General features: G+C 77.0%; 12 protein-coding genes. 8 read left to right on the top strand and 4 right to left on the bottom strand.

The genetic code is table 11. The features are described 5' to 3' along the window. Window positions 1–7: 7 nt before the first annotated feature. Window positions 8–589, bottom strand: coding sequence for a TetR/AcrR family transcriptional regulator (locus tag ACQP6G_RS00590; protein WP_429762235.1), 582 nt, complete (start codon window positions 587–589; stop codon window positions 8–10). Window positions 590–681: 92 nt separating this feature from the next. Here ACQP6G_RS00590 and ACQP6G_RS00585 point away from each other — a divergent pair, with 92 nt between their 5' ends. Beyond that, window positions 682–1,095 carry a hypothetical protein gene (locus tag ACQP6G_RS00585; RefSeq protein WP_429762234.1) on the top strand — a complete coding sequence of 138 codons (414 nt, stop codon included), beginning with the start codon at window positions 682–684 and terminating at the stop codon, window positions 1,093–1,095. A 322-nt stretch (window positions 1,096–1,417) separates the two neighbouring features. Beyond that, window positions 1,418–3,991, top strand: coding sequence for an FtsK/SpoIIIE family DNA translocase (locus tag ACQP6G_RS00580; protein WP_429762233.1), 2,574 nt, complete (start codon window positions 1,418–1,420; stop codon window positions 3,989–3,991). A gap of 40 nt (window positions 3,992–4,031) precedes the next feature. On the opposite strand, the gene ACQP6G_RS00575 is transcribed toward ACQP6G_RS00580, so the two are convergent. Next, window positions 4,032–5,330 carry a CapA family protein gene (locus ACQP6G_RS00575; protein WP_429762232.1) on the bottom strand — a complete coding sequence of 433 codons (1,299 nt, stop codon included), beginning with the start codon at window positions 5,328–5,330 and terminating at the stop codon, window positions 4,032–4,034. 74 nt (window positions 5,331–5,404) lie between these two features. Between ACQP6G_RS00575 and pgsA the strand changes: the two genes are divergently transcribed. From pgsA to ACQP6G_RS00560, 3 genes are all read left to right on the top strand, one after another. Beyond that, entirely contained in the window at window positions 5,405–6,007 is a 603-nt protein-coding gene (gene pgsA / locus ACQP6G_RS00570) for a CDP-diacylglycerol--glycerol-3-phosphate 3-phosphatidyltransferase (RefSeq protein ID WP_429762231.1), read from the top strand. Beyond that, complete coding sequence (locus ACQP6G_RS00565; protein ID WP_429762230.1) at window positions 6,004–6,546, top strand: CinA family protein; 543 nt, start codon at window positions 6,004–6,006, stop codon at window positions 6,544–6,546. Before pgsA ends, ACQP6G_RS00565 begins: the two co-directional genes overlap by 4 nt. Before the next feature lie 235 nt (window positions 6,547–6,781). Then, complete coding sequence (locus ACQP6G_RS00560) at window positions 6,782–7,129, top strand: helix-turn-helix domain-containing protein (RefSeq protein ID WP_429762229.1); 348 nt, start codon at window positions 6,782–6,784, stop codon at window positions 7,127–7,129. Window positions 7,130–7,246: 117 nt separating this feature from the next. On the opposite strand, the gene ACQP6G_RS00555 is transcribed toward ACQP6G_RS00560, so the two are convergent. Continuing rightward, a complete protein-coding gene (locus ACQP6G_RS00555; protein WP_429762228.1) occupies window positions 7,247–8,053 on the bottom strand; it encodes a DNA-formamidopyrimidine glycosylase family protein in 807 nt (268 codons plus the stop codon). Window positions 8,054–8,073: 20 nt separating this feature from the next. After that, complete coding sequence (locus tag ACQP6G_RS00550) at window positions 8,074–13,185, bottom strand: Lhr family helicase (protein ID WP_429762227.1); 5,112 nt, start codon at window positions 13,183–13,185, stop codon at window positions 8,074–8,076. Between the two features lie 113 nt (window positions 13,186–13,298). Between ACQP6G_RS00550 and ACQP6G_RS00545 the strand changes: the two genes are divergently transcribed. The 3 genes from ACQP6G_RS00545 to ACQP6G_RS00535 all read left to right on the top strand — a co-directional run bounded on the left by ACQP6G_RS00545 (window position 13,299) and on the right by ACQP6G_RS00535 (window position 16,603). Next, window positions 13,299–13,532, top strand: a complete 234-nt coding sequence (locus ACQP6G_RS00545; RefSeq protein WP_429728478.1) for a DUF3046 domain-containing protein — start codon at window positions 13,299–13,301, stop codon at window positions 13,530–13,532. A 63-nt stretch (window positions 13,533–13,595) separates the two neighbouring features. Then, entirely contained in the window at window positions 13,596–15,653 is a 2,058-nt protein-coding gene (locus tag ACQP6G_RS00540; RefSeq protein WP_429762226.1) for an alkaline phosphatase family protein, read from the top strand. Further along, window positions 15,650–16,603, top strand: a complete 954-nt coding sequence (locus ACQP6G_RS00535) for an MBL fold metallo-hydrolase (RefSeq protein WP_429762225.1) — start codon at window positions 15,650–15,652, stop codon at window positions 16,601–16,603. The genes ACQP6G_RS00540 and ACQP6G_RS00535 overlap by 4 nt, the downstream gene beginning before the upstream one ends. Window positions 16,604–16,623: the final 20 nt, after the last annotated feature.

Here is a 16,623-nt window from a genome sequence, read left to right as displayed (position 1 = left end):
GGGGCCCTCAGCGCGACAGCAGGGCGGGGCCGACGGCGCCCGCCGCGGCGTCGTAGCGCGCGGCGCGGGCGGGCTCGTCGCCGGGCAGCAGCCCGGCGAGCTCGAGCGACACCAGGCCGTGCACGAGCCCCCACAGCCCGACGGCGACCGCCTCGGCGTCGGCGGGCCCGACGCCGAGCACGCGCGCGGCGGCGCCGCGCAGCACGCGGAAGGTGGGCTGCTCGACGGCGGGCGGGGCGTCGGCGCCGGGGCGCACGGCCCGGTCGAACATCGTCCGGTAGAAGTGCGGGTCGGCCAGCGCGCTGCGACGGTACGCCACGCCGAGGGCGCGCAGGTCGGCTGCGGGGTCGTCGGTGCGCGGGACGGCGGCCAGGTGCGTGGCGAACCGGCGGAAGCCCTCGGCGCTGACGGCGGCGAGCAGCTCCTCGCGGGAGCCGAACAGCGCGTACACCGCGGACGCGCTCGTGCCGGCGGAGGCGGCGACCGACCGGACCGTCACGGCGTGCTCGCCCCCGGTGGAGAGGGCCTCGGAGGTGACCTCCAGGAGGCGGGTGCGCAGGGCGTCGTCGTGCAGGCGGGGGCGGGCCATGCGGTGAGCGTAGACCTCTTGACCCTGGTTTGCGAACGGTGTTCTATAACACTGTTCGTAAACAAGGCCCGTTCGTCCTCCCGGAGGTTCCCGTGCTCGAGCTCACCGACGCCGCCCGCATCACCGCGGGCGTCGTCCTCCTGACCGTCGTCGGCATCGAGTCCGGCGGCTGGTTCCTCGTGAAGGTGGTCACCGGGAAGGCGCCCGTCACGCCGTTCCAGACCGCGTTCTTCCGGGCGGGGCACGCGCACGCCGGGGTCCTCGTCATCCTGGGCCTGCTGTGCGTGGTGCTCGCCGAGGCGACGGACCTCGTCGGAGGCTGGCGCTGGCTCGCCGCGACCGGCGTGCTGGTCGCCGCGATCCTCCTGCCCACCGGGTTCTTCCTGTCGGCCGTGGGGGCCGGGCGCACGTCGCCGAACCGGGCCGTCCTCCTGCTGCCCGCCGGGGCCGTCGTCCTCGCCGCCGGCGTCGTGACGCTGGCCGTGGGCCTTCTCACAGCCGGCTGAGGCCCCGTCCGGGGGCTGGCAACACGCGCCCGGGACCTGCGGCGTCGCGACCCGTGGCGCGGGTACCGTGGGGGGCATCATGGCGACCCGGACACCCGCCCGCAGAATTACCGGGACTCCGCGGGGGACGGCACGAACGGGGCGGACCGCATCCGTGGCCGCCCCGACCCGGCGTGCGCCCGCCCGGTCCTCCTCCGGCCGCTCGTCGTCCACCCGCTCGTCGGGCAAGGGGTCGGGCAGGAGCTCGGGTCGGGGCACCGGCACGCGCAGGCCGCCGGCGCGACGACCGGTACGGTCGGGGCCGTCCTGGCCCGTCCGGGCGGTGCGCGGCCTCTACCTGGGCGTCGCGCACGGGCTCGGCGGACTGACCCGCAGCATCACCAAGGGAGCAAGAGACCTGGAACCCGAGCACCGCCGAGACGGCGTCGCCTTCTTCCTCATCGCCCTCGCGCTGGTCGTGGCCGCGCGGGAGTGGTGGGGGATCTCCGGCACCTTCGGCACCGTCGTGCACGCCGTCGTCGCCGGCACCGTGGGGCTGGCCGGCGTGGCCGTCCCCGTGCTGCTCCTGTGGCTGGGCTTCCGCGTCATGCGGCACCCCGAGCGGGGGCAGGCGAACTCCCGCGTCGCCATCGGCCTGATCTTCGTCGTCGTGTCGGTGTGCGCGCTCGTCGCGATCGCGGAGGGCACGCCCGCGCCGAGCGACGGCTTCGAGGCGCTCCAGGACGCCGGCGGCATCATCGGCTACCTCGCCGCGACGCCGGTCGTGACCGGGCTGACCGAGTGGGTCGCGGTCCCGCTCTTCCTGCTCCTGGGCTTCTTCGGCCTCCTGGTGGTCACGGCCACGCCGGTGCACCGCATCCCCGAGCGGCTGCGCGGCCTGTACGACCGCCTCACCGGCAACCACCGGGCCGACGAGGCCATGGACGACGACGGGCTCGCGCTCGCCGAGGGCGTCTCGCGGCACGACGGCACCGACCCGGCGCCGCGCAAGAAGCGCACCCGCAAGACGAAGGCGCAGCGGGCCGCCGAGGCGGCCGAGGCCGACGGGCTCGACGAGTACGCCGGGGACGAGGCGTTCGAGAAGGCCGCCACGCTCGAGAAGGACGCGGCCGCCAAGGCTGCGGCGAAGGGCCCGCGCGGCAAGGCCGCCCCGAGGGTCGGCGCCGCCGCGACCGCGCCGACCGAGGCCGTCGCCGCCGTCGTGCCCGACGAGCCCGCCCCGGCCCCCGCGAGCGAGCTGCCGCCGATGGGCCGCGCCGAGCAGCCCATGCTCGACGGCGACACGGTCTACCTGCTGCCCAGCGAGGAGTCGCTCGGCAAGGGCGCGCCGCACAAGACCCGGTCCGCGGCGAACGACCGCGTGGTGGAGTCGCTGACGAAGGTCTTCGAGGACTTCGGCGTCGACGCGCAGGTGACGGGCTTCACCCGTGGGCCGACGGTCACCCGGTACGAGGTCGAGGTCGGCGCGAAGACCAAGGTCGAGCGCATCACGTCGCTGTCGAACAACATCGCGTACGCGGTGGCCAGCGCGGACGTGCGGATCCTGTCGCCCATCCCGGGCAAGTCCGCGATCGGCATCGAGATCCCGAACTCCGACCGCGAGACGGTCGTGCTCGGCGACGTGCTGCGCTCGTCGGCGGCACGCCGCACCGAGCACCCGATGGTCATGGGCGTGGGCAAGGACGTCGAGGGCGGCTACGTCGTCGCGAACCTCGCGAAGATGCCCCACATCCTCGTCGCCGGCGCGACGGGCGCCGGCAAGTCCAGCTTCATCAACTCGCTCATCACCTCGATCCTCATGCGGGCGACGCCGGAGCAGGTGCGCCTGGTCCTCGTCGACCCGAAGCGCGTCGAGCTGACGATCTACGAGGGCATCCCGCACCTGATCACGCCGATCATCACCAGCCCCAAGAAGGCCGCCGAGGCCCTCGACTGGGTGGTGCGGGAGATGGACGCCCGCTACGACGACCTCGCCACGTTCGGCTACAAGCACGTGGACGACTTCAACTCCGCCGTCCGGGCGGGCAAGGTGAAGCCGCTGCCTGGCTCGGAGCGCAAGATCGCGCCGTACCCGTACCTCCTGGTCGTGGTGGACGAGCTCGCGGACCTCATGATGGTCGCGCCGCGCGACGTCGAGGCCTCGATCCAGCGGATCACGCAGCTCGCCCGCGCCGCCGGCATCCACCTGGTGCTCGCCACGCAGCGCCCGTCGGTGGACGTCGTGACCGGCCTGATCAAGGCGAACGTGCCGTCCCGGCTCGCGTTCGCGACCTCGTCGCTGGCCGACTCGCGCGTCGTGCTCGACCAGCCGGGCGCCGAGAAGCTCATCGGCCAGGGTGACGCCCTCTTCCTGCCCATGGGGGCGGCCAAGCCCATGCGCGTGCAGGGCGCCTGGGTCACCGAGTCCGAGGTGCACTCCGTCGTCGAGCACGTGAAGGCGCAGCTCAAGCCCGTCTACCGCGAGGACGTCACCGCGCCGGCGGCGGCCAAGAAGCAGGTGGACGAGGACATCGGCGACGACCTCGACCTGCTGCTCCAGGCCACCGAGCTCGTGGTGACCACGCAGTTCGGCTCCACGTCGATGCTGCAGCGCAAGCTGCGGGTGGGCTTCGCCAAGGCGGGCCGTCTCATGGACCTGCTCGAGTCGCGCGAGATCGTCGGCCCGTCCGAGGGATCGAAGGCGCGCGAGGTGCTGGTGACCCCCGACGACCTGCCGTCCGCGCTCGCCCTCATCCGCGGGGAGACGCCGCAGGCGTACGACCAGGACGCCGACGGCGGGTCCGCGGGCGGCGGCACGTCGGACCCGTACGCGGACGGCACCGACGGGCACGCCCCGCCCGTGGCGACGGACTACCACGACGACGCCGACACCGACCCGGAGAACGGCTGGCGCTGAGCCTCCCGAAGGGCCCGGGAGCTTCCGGGCCGGTCGCCGGTCAGTCGTCGCGGGGGAGCACCTCCGGCGGAGGGCCCGTGGCGACGGACGGCTCCTGTCGTTCCGGGGCGACGTCGCCGACCGCGTCCCGGACCCGTTCCTCGCGGGCCTCGAGCTCCGCGGGGGACAGGGTGGTGGTGCCGGGGTCGCCGAGGGCGTCAGGGAGCGCGACCACGTCGTGCCCGCCGCCGATGTCCACGGTGGTGCCGGTCCAGGTCACCCCCGTCACGCGGGTGGGGTCGTCCGGGGTGTCCTGGGTCAGGGACGCCATGAGCAGCACGCCGTTGCTGGTGCGCGCGTCGCAGCACGCGGCGCTCTGGTTCGACAGCAGGTTGCCGAGGCCGTAGGCGACCCACATCCCCTCGCCGTCGGGGCCCTTGCCCACGCGGTCGATCCGCTGGGGGACGTGCGCGTGGTGCCCGATGACGAGGTCGACCTCACCGGACCGCGCGAGCCGTCGCACGACATCCTCCTGCTGGTCGGTCAGCACCTCCGTGTACTCGACCCCGGCGTGCAGGCTGACGACGACGACGTCGGCGCCGTCCTCGCGGGCCTGGCGCGCCTGCCGCACGAGGCGGTCGGCGTCGATGAGGTCGACCGCCCAGGGCGCGTCCGCGGGCATCGGCAGCCCGTTGAGCCCGTAGGCGGCGGCCAGGTGCGCGACCGTGATCTCCCGGTCCTCGCGGGTCAGCACGTACCGCTGCGGCTCGTCCTGCTGCGCCGCGCTGCGGGCCGTCCCCGCGAACCCCATCCCGGCGTCGGCCAGGCGCCGGATCGTGGCGGTGACGCCGTCGTAGCCCCGGTCGACGGAGTGGTTGGAGGCCGTCGAGCAGCCGTCCCAGCCCTGCTCGTCGAGGTCGCGCACCAGGCCCGGGGGCGCGCCGAACAGGGGGTAACCGCTGGGGTCGGTGCCCTTCGGCGCCACCGGGACCTCCAGGTGGCACAGGGCCAGGTCGGCGCCCTCCACCCAGGCGTCCAGCCCGGCGAGCAGGGGGGTGAAGTCGGGATCCTGCGGCCCGCCGGCGGACCTGACGACCGGGTTGTGCGTGAGCAGGTCGCCCGCGGCGAGCAGCGTGAACTCGACCGGCCGGGGAGTCGGGCTCGGGGTCGGTGACGGGCTCTCGGCGGGAGGCGCGCCCGCCGACGGCGCGTCCGCGCCGGCGGGGGGCGAGGGCTCCGCGCCCCCGAGCGGTCCGACGGCGAGCACCCCGCCGACGCCGAGGGCGGTGCCGCACAGCGCGGCGAGGGCGACGAGACGTCGTCGTGAGGGTCGTCCGTCGTCGGACGCGTGGCGCGGCACGCGAGGAGAGTACTGCCCGCGCGGCCCACCGGCCCGCGGGCGTCCGACGCCCGTCGCCCCGATAGGGTGGGCCGGTGGTCAACGAAGCGCCCTCGCCCTGGAACGTCGCCAACGCGGTGACCCTCGTGCGCATCGCGCTGGTGCCCGTGTTCGCCTGGGCGTTGCTCATGGAGGGCGGGGACTCGGTCACCTGGCGCCTCGTGGCGACGGGCGTGTTCGTGGTCGCCGCCGTGAGCGACCGCGTCGACGGCTACCTGGCCCGGTCGCGCAACCTCGTGACCGACCTCGGCAAGATCCTCGACCCCATCGCGGACAAGGCGCTCGTGGGCGCCGCCCTGATCCTGCTCTGCTGGCCGCTGGGCGAGCTGCCGTGGTGGGTGCCGACGATCATCCTCGCGCGCGAGCTGGCCGTCACCGTGCTGCGGATGGTGGTCCTGCGATACGCCGTGATGCCGGCGTCGCGGGGCGGCAAGCTGAAGACGGTGCTGCAGGCCGTCGCGATCACGCTCTTCCTGCTGCCCCTGGCGGCGTTCCCCGGTGCCGTGCACGTCGTGGCGTGGATCGTGCTGTGGGCCGCGATCGCGGTCACCGTCGTGACGGGGGTCGACTACTTCGTGCAGGGCGCGCGACTCCTCGCCGCCGGGCGTCGCGAGCCCGGCCCCCGGCCCGCCGCGTGACGCAGGACGGGCCGGGCGGGGCGCCATCGACGCCGTCGGGGACGCTCGCGCGCGCCGTGCTCGGCGGCGCGCACGCCCGCGGCTGGACGCTGGCCGCCGCGGAGTCCCTCACCGGCGGGCTGGTGGTGGCGACCCTCGTCGACGTGCCCGGCGCGTCCGCCGTCCTTCGCGGCGGCGTCGTCGCCTACGCGACCGACCTCAAGGCCTCGGTGCTGGGCGTCGACCCGGACCTCCTGGCGCGCCGGGGCCCCGTGGACCCCGGGGTCGCCGGGCAGATGGCGTCTGGCGTGCGCCGGGTCCTGAGCGCCGACGTCGGGCTCGCGACGACCGGGGTCGCGGGGCCCGACCCGCAGGACGGTCACCCGCCGGGCGAGGCCTACGTCGCCGTGAGCACGCCCGAGGGCGACCGGGTGCTCCGCCTCGACCTCGTCGGCACCCGCGCCGAGGTGCGTGCCGGGGCGGTGCGCGCCGTGCTGGCGCTGGCGGTCGACGCCTGGGGCGACGGCGCGCGGCACGACGGGCCTGTGAAGGGTGCGTGACGAGCGTGTCGCGGGTCGTGACCGCGGGAACAAGCCCCCGGGTGCCCGCGTTGCGAAGGGTGTGATGACCGACAGGGCACGAAGCCGTCTCGATGCACGCCACACCAGGCCGGGCATGCCGCGCGCGCGGTACGGTAGTGCCACCCCTGGAGCCAGGGGAACGACAGGACGGACGAGGAACCCGGTCACGACCGGTCCGGTGCCGGGACGATCGGACACGGAGAGGGGGCGCGAGATGGTCGTACTGCGACGTGAGATCGGCGACGTGCTGCGCGACGCGCGGCAGCGCCAGGGGCGCACCCTGCGTGAGGTGTCGTCCGCAGCGAGGGTCTCGCTCGGATATCTGAGCGAGGTCGAGCGCGGGCAGAAGGAGGCGTCGTCGGAGCTGCTGGCGTCGATCTGCGAGGCGCTCGACGTACCGATGTCCCTCGTGCTGCGTGAGGTCAGCGACCGGATCGCGGTCGCCGAGGGCCTGCACATCCCCGACACGATCCCGGCGGACGTCTACGCCGGGCTGCTCAGCCGTGCCGGCGAGTCGCGCGACGCCGAGTCGGTGCGAGGGGACCTCGCACCGGTCGGCTGACGCCGAGATACTGATGCCGAGATAGAGAACTCGGACCCGCGAGATAGAGAGGCCGGGTCGACACCGCAACCGGTTGCGGTGTCGACCCGGCCTCTCTATCTCGCGGGTCCGAGTTCTCTATCTCGGCGCATGCTGGCAGGTCGGGCACCAGTAGATCGCCCGCTCGCCGGCGTCGGGCCGCCGCCCGGGGCCGCTGGTGCTGCCCAGCGCGACGGGCGTCCCGCAGCGGCGGCAGGGCTTGTGGTGCCGACCGTGCACGGCGAGCTCGCCGGCGCCCAGCCCGGTACGTCGTCCCCCCTGGACGCTGCGCGCCATGAGCCGGCGGGCCGCCACGAGCAGGGCCCGGCGCTCGTCGTCGTCCAGGGCCCCGGCGGGCGTCCAGGGCCACCGCCGGGTGACGAACAGCGACTCCGCGGTCCAGATCGTGCCCAGCCCGGCCACCCCGCGCTGGTCGAGCAGGGCGACGCACAGCGGCCGGGCGGGGTCGGCGGCGAGGCGACGTCCGCCCTCGTCGAGCCGCTCCGGGAAGTCGTCGCCGAGGACGTCCGGGCCCAGGTGGCCCAGCAGGCGCGGCTCGTCGCGGGTGCGGAGCACGTCGAGCATGCCGAGCTGGAGGCCGACGCAGGTCCACGACGCGGTGGCCAGCAGGGCGCGGACTGCGGGGGAGCGACCGGCCGCCTCGCGGGTGCCCGTGCGGTGCACGCGCCAGGAGCCGTCCATCCGCAGGTGGGTGTGCAGCGTGCGGCCGTCGTCGAACCGGGTGAGCAGGTGCTTGCCGTACGCGACCGACTCGCGGACCGTGGCGCCGACGAGGTCCACGCCCGCCGCCGAGGGCCAGCGCAGCTCCGCGCGCACCAGGGGCGAGCCGCGCAGCGCGACGCCGAGCCGTTCGGCGGTGAGCCGGAGCACGTCTCCCTCGGGCACGGTCGCCTCCCGGTGCGGGGTCAGGCCGGCCGCAGGCCGCGCGGCGTCACGCCGAAGCCGGCGTCCAGCAGCGCGGCCGCGGCCGGGATCCGGTCGCGGGCGGCGGTGAGGGCGGGAACGCCGTCGACGCGCTGCACGGTGACGCGCCCGAGCCGGTCGGCGCGCGTCTCCGTCACGAGCAGCCGGGCCGCGGCGGCGAGGCGGGGGCCGTCGCCCGCGTCGCCGCGGGCGAAGGACAGCACCGTGCGCCCGCCGCGCTCGACGAACAGCACCAGCTCGCCGTCGACCAGCACGACGACCGCGCCGGCCTTGCGCCCCGGACGGTGCGCACCCGCGGCGTCGTCCCCCCCGTCCGAGGCGCGGGCTCCGGACGACCCGGTGCGTGGGGTCGCCGCGCGCGGCCAGGCGACCGCGGCGCCGTACGGGTTGGCCGGGTCGGTCGCGGCGAGGAGGACGGCGCCCGGCTCGGCCCGACCGCCGCTGCTCACGGGGCCGGCACCGTCGCCCTCGACGAGGGCGTCCCGGGCGCGGGCGCGGTCGGCGGCGTCCGTCCGTAGCTGGTCGACCGCTCCGGGCAGCGCGAACTGCGAGCCACCCAGGCCCTCGACGAAGTAGCCGCGCCGCACGGCCCCGCGCTCCTCGAGCACCCGGAGCACCCGGTACACGTCGCGGAAGCGGGAGGTCACCCCTTCCGCGGGCGCCGCCGCGCGGGTCAGGACGCCGTGCCGCTCCAGCAGCACCTGGGTGAGCGCGTGCGCGCGCACGGTCGGGTCCTGCTCCACGGCCGGCAGCGCCGACCAGCGGCCGCCGCCGGTCCGCGGCACGGCGGCCGCCGACGTCGGGCGGGCGAGCCCGAAGCGGGACGGCCGCACGGGGCGGGCCCGCCCGGGGGCCGCGGGAGCGCGGTGCGCGCCGCCGCCGTGCCTGGCCCCGCGCCGGGTGGACCCGCCGAGCGACTCGCGCAGCGGACCCAGGCGGTCGTTCGTCACCCAGCCCGCCCACACCAGGTCCCACAAGGCGTCGAGCGTGGTCGCCTGGCTCGCGCCCGCGAGCTCCGCGAGGCGGGGCAGGAAGTACCCGCCCGAGCCGGTGAGCAGGTCGAGCACCGCGCGGTGCAGGTCGCTGTCGAGCGGCCCGCCCTCGTCCACCGGGTCCGGGTCGCGCAGGGTGAGCGGGGCGCCGTCGGCCAGGTGCAGGCTCACCATGCCGTCGCCGCCGCCCGACCCCGGGAGCCGGCCGTGCCCGCACCACAGCACCTCGCCGGCCGTGGTGAGCTCGTCGAGGACCGCGGGGGAGTAGTCGGAGACGCGGGCGGGCAGGACGAGCGTCTCGAGCGCCGACGCCGGCACCGCGGCCCCCGAGAGCTGCTCCACCGCGCGCAGCACGCCGTCCGCGCCGCGCAGCGTCCCGCCACCGGACCCGGCGCCGCCCACCCGCACCCCGATCCCGTGCCAGCGCGGGAGGAAGACACCGAGCGACTCCGGCTCCACCGGCTCCACCTCGGCGCGCAGCGCGGCGAGCGACCGGCGCCGCAGCGTGCGCAGCACCTCCGGGTCGCACCACTCGTCGCCCGTGCCGCCCAGCGAGGAAGGCCGCAGCGCCCCGCGCGCGACCGCGCCCGCCGCCTCGAGCCGGGCCAGCACCTGGGCCACGACCGCGACGCCGAGCCCGAACCGGCGCGCGACGTCCACGGCGGGGAACGGACCGTGCGTCCTGGCGTGGCGGCGGACGAGGTCGCCGAGGGGGTCGGGCACCGGCTCGGTGAACGTCTCGGGCACGCCCACGGGCAGGGCGACGCCGAGCGCGTCGCGCAGCCGGCCGGCGTCCTCCACGACGGCCCACTGCTCGGCGTCGGCGTCGTCGCCCGGGCGGCCGCCGACCCGCACCCGGAGGACGCGGCGCGCGCCCTCCAGGTCGGCCAGCCACGCGTCGACGAGGTCGCGGGAGCCCTCGCGGGTCCGAGCCCGCAGCGCGGACGCGGGGTGCGGCCCGGTGCGGCGGAGCACGTCCCACAGCCCCTCCGCGTCGCGCGCCTGCCGCTCGGGTGCCAGCGCCTGGAGCTCCGCCTCGGTGCGCTCCACGGCGCCCGGGTCGAGGAGGTCCGCGAGCGGGGTGGCGCCCTGCTCGCCGAGCAGCTCCGTGAGCAGGTCCGGGTCCAGGGACAGCGCGGCCGCCCGCCGCTCCGCGAGCGGCGCGTCACCGTCGTACAGGAACTGCGCGGTGTAGCCGAACAGCAGCGCCTGCGCGAAGGGCGACGGTGTCGGGGTGGTCACCTCGACCAGCCGCACCCGGCCGCCCTCCAGGTCGCGCATGAGGTCCGTGAGCGCCGCGACGTCGAAGTCGTCGCGCAGGCACTCGCGGGCGGCCTCGAGCATGATCGGGAAGTCCGGGAACTGCGACGCGACCTGCAGCAGCTGTGACGCCCGCTGCCGCTGCTGCCACAGCGGCTGCCGCCGGTCGGGACGACGCCGCGGCAGGAGCAGCGCCCGCGCGGCGGCCTCGCGGAAGCGCGCCGCGAACATCACCGAGCCGCCGAGCTCCTCGCGCACCGCGTCGAGCACCACGTCCGGGTCGACGAGCAGGTCCTCGGCCGTGACCGCCGGGGCGTCGCCGCGCCCCGCCCCGTCCGGCCCGGTACCGTCCGGCCCGGGGCCCCAGCCCGGTCCGCCCAGGTCCCAGCCGGAGTCGCCGGCGTCGGGGAGCCGCAGCACGATCCCGTCGTCGGCGTGCATCGCCGCGACGTCGGTGCCGTACCGCGCCCGCAGGCGCGCGGCGACGACCAGCGCCCACGGCGCGTGCACCGGCGCCCCGAAGGGGGAGTGGATCACGACGCGCCAGTCGCCGAGCTCGTCGCGGAACCGTTCCACGACCACGGTGCGGTCGTCGGGCAGCCGTCCCGTCGCGCGACGCTGCTCGCCCAGGTACGCGGCGAGGTTGTCCGCCGCCCAGGTGTCGAGCCCGGCGTCGCGCAGCACCTCCCGGCCGCGCCCGGTGCCGCGTTCCTCGTCGTCGGCGAGCAGCGCGTCGGTCTCGCGGACGAACGCGCCCACCGCACGCCCCAGCTCGACGGGACGGCCGGGGGAGTCGCCCTTCCAGAAGGGCAGGCGCCCGGGGAGCCCGGGCGCGGGGGTCACCAGGACGCGGTCGGGCGTGATCTCCTCGATGCGCCAGGTCGACGAGCCGAGGGTGAACGTGTCGCCGACGCGCGACTCGTAGACCATCTCCTCGTCCAGCTCGCCCACGCGCTTCCCGCCGCGGGGCCGGTCGGCCGTGCCGCCGCCGTCCGCCGGCACGCCCGAGGCAGGCGCCTCCGTGGCGAGGTAGACGCCGTAGAGCCCGCGGTCGGGGATGGTGCCGCCGCTCGTCGCGGCGAGCCGCAGGGCGCCGGGGCGCCCGGACAGGCGGCCGGTGGCGCGGTCCCAGACGATGCGGGCGCGCAGCTCGGCGAACTCCTCGCTGGGGTAGCGGCCGGCGAGCATGTCGAGCACGGCCCGCCAGGTCGCGTCGCCGAGCGAGCGGAACGGGTGCGCCCGGCGGAACGCGGCGAGGAGGTCGTCGGCCTGCCAGTCGTCCGTGGCGAGCGCCGCCACCACCTGCTGGGCGAGCACGTCCAACGGGTTGGCGGGGACGTGCAGGTGCTCGATCTCGCCCGCACGCATGCGCTGCGCCACGACGGTCGCGGGCACCAGGTCGCCGCGGAACGTCGGGAAGACGACGCCGTGCGACACCGCGCCCACCTGGTGGCCGGCGCGCCCGATGCGCTGCAGCCCGCTCGCGACGGACGGCGGCGCACCGACCTGCACGACGAGGTCCACGGCGCCCATGTCGATGCCGAGCTCGAGGGACGACGTCGCGACCACGGCCGGCAGGCGGCCCGCCTTGAGGTCGGACTCGGTGCGGGTGCGCTCGACCCGGCTCATGGAGCCGTGGTGGGCGCGCGCGAGCACGTGCGGCCCTGCGCCGTCGTCGGCCGGCAGCCCGACCGACGCCCCCGACTGCCCCTGCGTCTGCGCGGGCCACTGCGTGCCCGGCTCCGGCAGGTCGACCCCGGAGCGCTCCGCCCAGATCTCGTTCACCCGAGCGGTCAGCCGCTCGGCGCCGCGGCGCGAGTTGGTGAACACCAGCGTCGAGCGGTGCTCGGCCACGAGGTCCACGACCCGCTCCTCGACGTGCGGCCACACGGACGCGCGGCGCAGCGGCGACGCGGCGTCGCCGGTGAGGTCCAGCTCCTCGTCGCCCAGCCGGGACGCGGACGGCGCCGCCGCGGGCGCCGCCGCGGGCGCCGCCGCGGGCGCCGGCGCGGTCGGGTCGGGCACACCGCCCGAGTCGAGGTCGGCGAGGTCGGGCACCGGCACGACGACGTCGATGTCCCACTTCTTGGTGGACTCGGGCTGCACGACGACGACCTCCCGGCCGCCGTCGTCCGGGGTGCGGTGCCCGGCGAGGAACTCGGCCACCGTCTCCACGGGGCGGACCGTCGCGGACAGGCCGACGCGCTGCGCGGGCCGGTCGAGGAGCGCGTCCAACCGCTCGAGGCTCAGCGCCAGGTGGGCGCCGCGCTTGGTGCCCGCCACCGCGTGGATCTCGTCCAGGACCACGGTCTCGACGCCCGCGAGGCCCGCGCGCGCCTGCGACGTGAGGACGAGGAACAGCGACTCGGGGGTGGTGACGAGCACGTCCGGCGGGCGGGTGGCGAACGCGCGGCGCTCCGAGGCGGGGGTGTCGCCCGTGCGCGCGCCGACGGTCACCTCCTCGACCGTGAGCCCCTCGCGTGCGGCGGCCTGCCGGATGCCGGCCAGCGGGGAGCGCAGGTTGCGCTGCACGTCGGCGGCGAGCGCCTTGAGCGGGGAGACGTACAGGACCCGGCAGCGGCGGGCCCGCTCCGGCGGTGGCGTGGTCGTGAGGCGGTCGATGGCCCAGAGGAACGCCGCGAGGGTCTTGCCGGACCCCGTCGGCGCGACGACGAGCGCGTGCCGGTCGGAGCTGATCGCGTCCCACGCCCCGGCCTGAGCCGCGGTCGGCGCGGCGAAAGCCCCGGCGAACCAGGCACGCGTCGCGGGTCCGAACCGCGCGAGGACGCCGTCGTGCGCGACGGCAGGGTCGGCGGGAACGCCGGACGGGGGGACGACCACCTCGCCATCCTGGCAGGGAGCACCGACAGCCCGCAGGGCGGGCCGGCCCGCCGCGCCGGCGTCCGCGGCGCCCGGCGTCCCGACCGTCCTCCCGGCCGTGCGAGGCTGGGGGCGTGCGCTATCGCGAGTTCGCCGAGCTGGTCGACGAGGTCTTCGGGCCCGCCTACGGGCGTGCCCTCGTGCGCGAGCAGGTCCTGCCGCGCCTCGACGGCAGGACCCCGGCCGAGGCGCTCGAGGCCGGGCTGGAGCCCCGCGACGTCTGGCACGCGCTGTGCGACGCGCTCGACGTCCCCGACGCGGAGCGCTGGGGCCGCGACGACCGCCGCCAGGCGCCGCCCGCGCGCTGACCGCCCGCGCGCCGACCGCCCGCCGCTCGGGCCGACGTCGGGCAGGCGGTGCATCATGGCGCCATGCGCCGCCACCGTCCCCCGCTCGTGACGGTGGCCGACGTCCGCGGCGCCCTCTGGTCCCTGGTCTCCACGGCCGCCGGGCTCGGGGTCGCGATCGCCGTGGTCGACGGCGTGCGGGTCGCCTCACCGTGGGATGTGCTGCTCGCGGCGCTCGTCGTGGGGCTCGGCGACGCGCTGCTGCGGGCGCCGCTGCGTCGCCTCGCGCGCGGCGGCGGGGCGGTCGTGGCGCTCCTGCTCGGCCTGGCGGCGCAGGTGGCGGTCGTCTGGGCCGCGCTGACCTTCCTCCCGGGCGTGACGAGCGGCTCGTGGGCGGACGTGCTCGCCGTGCTCCTCGTCGCCGCGCTCGTGATGGCGTGCGGGCACTGGGTGGTCGGGGCGCGGGACAACGCGTACGTGGTCGGCGACCTGCTGCGCCGGGCCCGGCGTCGCGCCGGGCTCCCGCGCCGGGTCGCCCGCGACGGCGGCGAGGCCGGTGGGGACGGCGTGGACGACCGGCCCCCGGGCGTGCTCGTCGTCATGCTCGACGGCGTGGCCCGGCCGACGCTCGACCACGCCCTGGAGGCCGGGCTCGTGCCCACGATGGAGCGCTGGCTCGGGTCGGGCAGCCACCGGCTCGAGTCGTGGTGGGCCCGCGTGCCGTGCACCACCCCGGCCAGCACCCTGGGCCTGCTGCACGGCACCACCGACGCGGTGCCGGCGTTCCGGTGGTGGTCGCGGCGGCTCGGCCGACTGGTGGTGACGAACCGGCCGGCGGACGCCGCCGAGGTGGAGCGGTCGGCCTCCGACGGCCGCGGGCTGCTCGCCGACGGCGGGGTGGCGGTGTCGACGATGTTCTCCGGCGACGCCCCGACCAGCCTGCTCGTGATGAGCCGCGCGACGGAGGGGCTCGGCCCCGGCCAGCTGTTCGTCCGCTTCTTCTCGAGCCCGTTCGTGCTGGTGCGGGCGGTGGCCGGCACCGTCGGGGAGGCGCTCAAGGAGGTGTACCAGGGGTGGCAGCAGGTGGTGCGCGGGGTGCGTCCACGGGTGGCGCGCCGCGGCTGGTACCCGGTGCTGCGGGCGGTGACCAACGTGCTGCTGCGCGACCTCAACACCTCGCTCGTGGCGGAGCAGCTCGTGCGCGGCGCGCCCGTGGTGTGCGTGGACCTCGTCGACTACGACGAGATCGCGCACCACGCCGGCCCGCTGCGGCCGGAGGCGCTGCGTGCGCTGGAGGGGCTCGACCGCGTCGTCGGGCTGTGGGAGGAGATCGCGCGCGGCGCCCCGCGCCGGTACCGCACGGTGGTCGTGTCGGACCACGGGCAGTCGCTGGGGGCGACCTTCGAGCAGGTGGTGGGGCGGTCGTTCGCCGACGAGGTGCACCGGCTCATGGCGATCCCCGCCCCGGCGCAGGCCGGCCGGGCGGACGGCGAGGCGTGGGGCCCGGCGAACACCGCGCTGCACGCGCTGCGCCGGGACGACGACGGTGACGGCCGGCTCCTGGTCGGGCCGGACCGCGACACCGGCCGGACGGGCCTGCCCGAGGTCGAGGTGATCGGGTCGGGCAACCTCGGGATGGTGTGGTTCCGCCGCGAGCCCCGCCGGCTGTCGGCCGCGGAGGTCGAGGCCCGCTGGCCCGCGCTCGTGCCCGGCCTGGTCGAGTCGCCCGCCGTCGGCTTCGTCGTGGTCCACGGCGCGCAGGGGCCGGTGGCGCGCGGGCGGCTCGGCTCCCACGACCTGGCGACCGGCCGCGTGACCGGTCGGGACCCCCTGGTCGGCTACGGGTCGCGGGCGCGCGCCGACCTGCTGCGCGTCGCCGGGCTGGAGGACGCCGGCGACCTCGTGGTCGTGTCGTCGATCGGCCCGATGGGCCGGGTGCACGCGTTCGAGGGGCTGGTGGGCTCGCACGGCGGGCTCGGCGGCGCGCAGAGCGAGGCGCTGCTGCTGCACCCCGCCGACCTCGTCGTGCCCGACGACGAGCGCGAGGACGTGGACGGCGCCCGCGTGCTGGTGGGCGCCGAGGCGGTGCACCGCCGGCTCGTCGCCTGGCTCGCCGCGCTCGGCCTGCGGGAGGCCTCGTGAGCGGGGCGCCGGGTGACGTGCCGGGCGGGCACGCCCCCGTCACGGGGGCCGGGCTCCGGGTGACGTGGCTGGGGCACTCGACCGTCGTCCTCGACGTCCCGCGCGCTGGCGGGGGCACCGCCCGGCTCGTGACGGACCCGCTGCTGCGGCGGCACGCGGGCCTCCTGCGGCGCCGGGGCGACCGTCCGGACGCGGACGCCTGGCGGGGCGCCGACGCCGCCCTGCTGTCCCACCTGCACCACGACCACGCCGAGCTGGGCTCGCTGCGGCTGCTCGGGGACGTGCCGGTGCTCACGGCACCCGCGAACGCCCGCTGGCTGCGCGGCAAGGGCCTGCGCGGTGTCGGCCTCGACCTGCCGCCTGCCGCGGGGCACCCGCCGGGCCACGACGTCGCTCACCACGGCTCGCACCGTGCCCTGCAGCACGCCCCGCAGCACGGCCCGGAGCACGGGGCCTGGCACGACGTCGCAGGCGTGCAGGTGCGCCTGACCGCCGCGGTGCACGGCGACCGGCCGATGCCGCACCGGCCGAACGCCGCGAGCGGGCACCTGGTGCGCGGGCGCGGAGCGACGGTGTGGGCCGTGGGGGACACCGAGCACCACCCGGGCGTGGGGCGCGTGCGCGAGCTGGCAGGCGGCCGGGTGGACGTGGCCCTCGTGCCCGTGTCCGGCTGGGGCCCGCGGCTGTCGGGCGGCCACCTCGGCCCCCGCGGTGCGGCCGAGGTGTGCGCGGAGGTCCGGCCGCGCGTGGCGGTCCCGGTGCACTGGGGCACCCTGCACGTGCCGGGCGGGCAGCACCTGCCGCGCGGGTGGATGGACCACGCCGGGGAGGCCTTCGCGGCGGCCTGCCGCCGGGCGGCGCCGGACGTGTGCGTCGTCGTGCTGCGGCCCGGCGGGACGTGGCGCGACACGCCCGGGGACGACGACGCCCTCGAACACGTGTTCGGGTAGAGTCTGCCCCCAGGAGGGTC

Origin of the sequence: Isoptericola nanjingensis (genome assembly GCF_050311635.1) — a bacterium.
Taxonomy (GTDB): Bacteria; Actinomycetota; Actinomycetes; order Actinomycetales; family Cellulomonadaceae; genus Isoptericola; species Isoptericola nanjingensis.
Note: the sequence above shows the minus strand (reverse complement) of the source record. Positions and strands in the feature narration are given on the sequence as shown.

What these genes read in the sequence shown, in the direction of transcription:
- ACQP6G_RS00560 (WP_429762229.1), top strand. Translation starts at nt 6,782, where the DNA reads ATGGTCGTACTGCGACGTGAGATCGGCGACGTGCTGCGCGACGCGCGG.
- ACQP6G_RS00590 (WP_429762235.1), bottom strand. Translation starts at nt 589, where the DNA reads ATGGCCCGCCCCCGCCTGCACGACGACGCCCTGCGCACCCGCCTCCTG.
- ACQP6G_RS00540 (WP_429762226.1), top strand. Translation starts at nt 13,596, where the DNA reads ATGCGCCGCCACCGTCCCCCGCTCGTGACGGTGGCCGACGTCCGCGGC.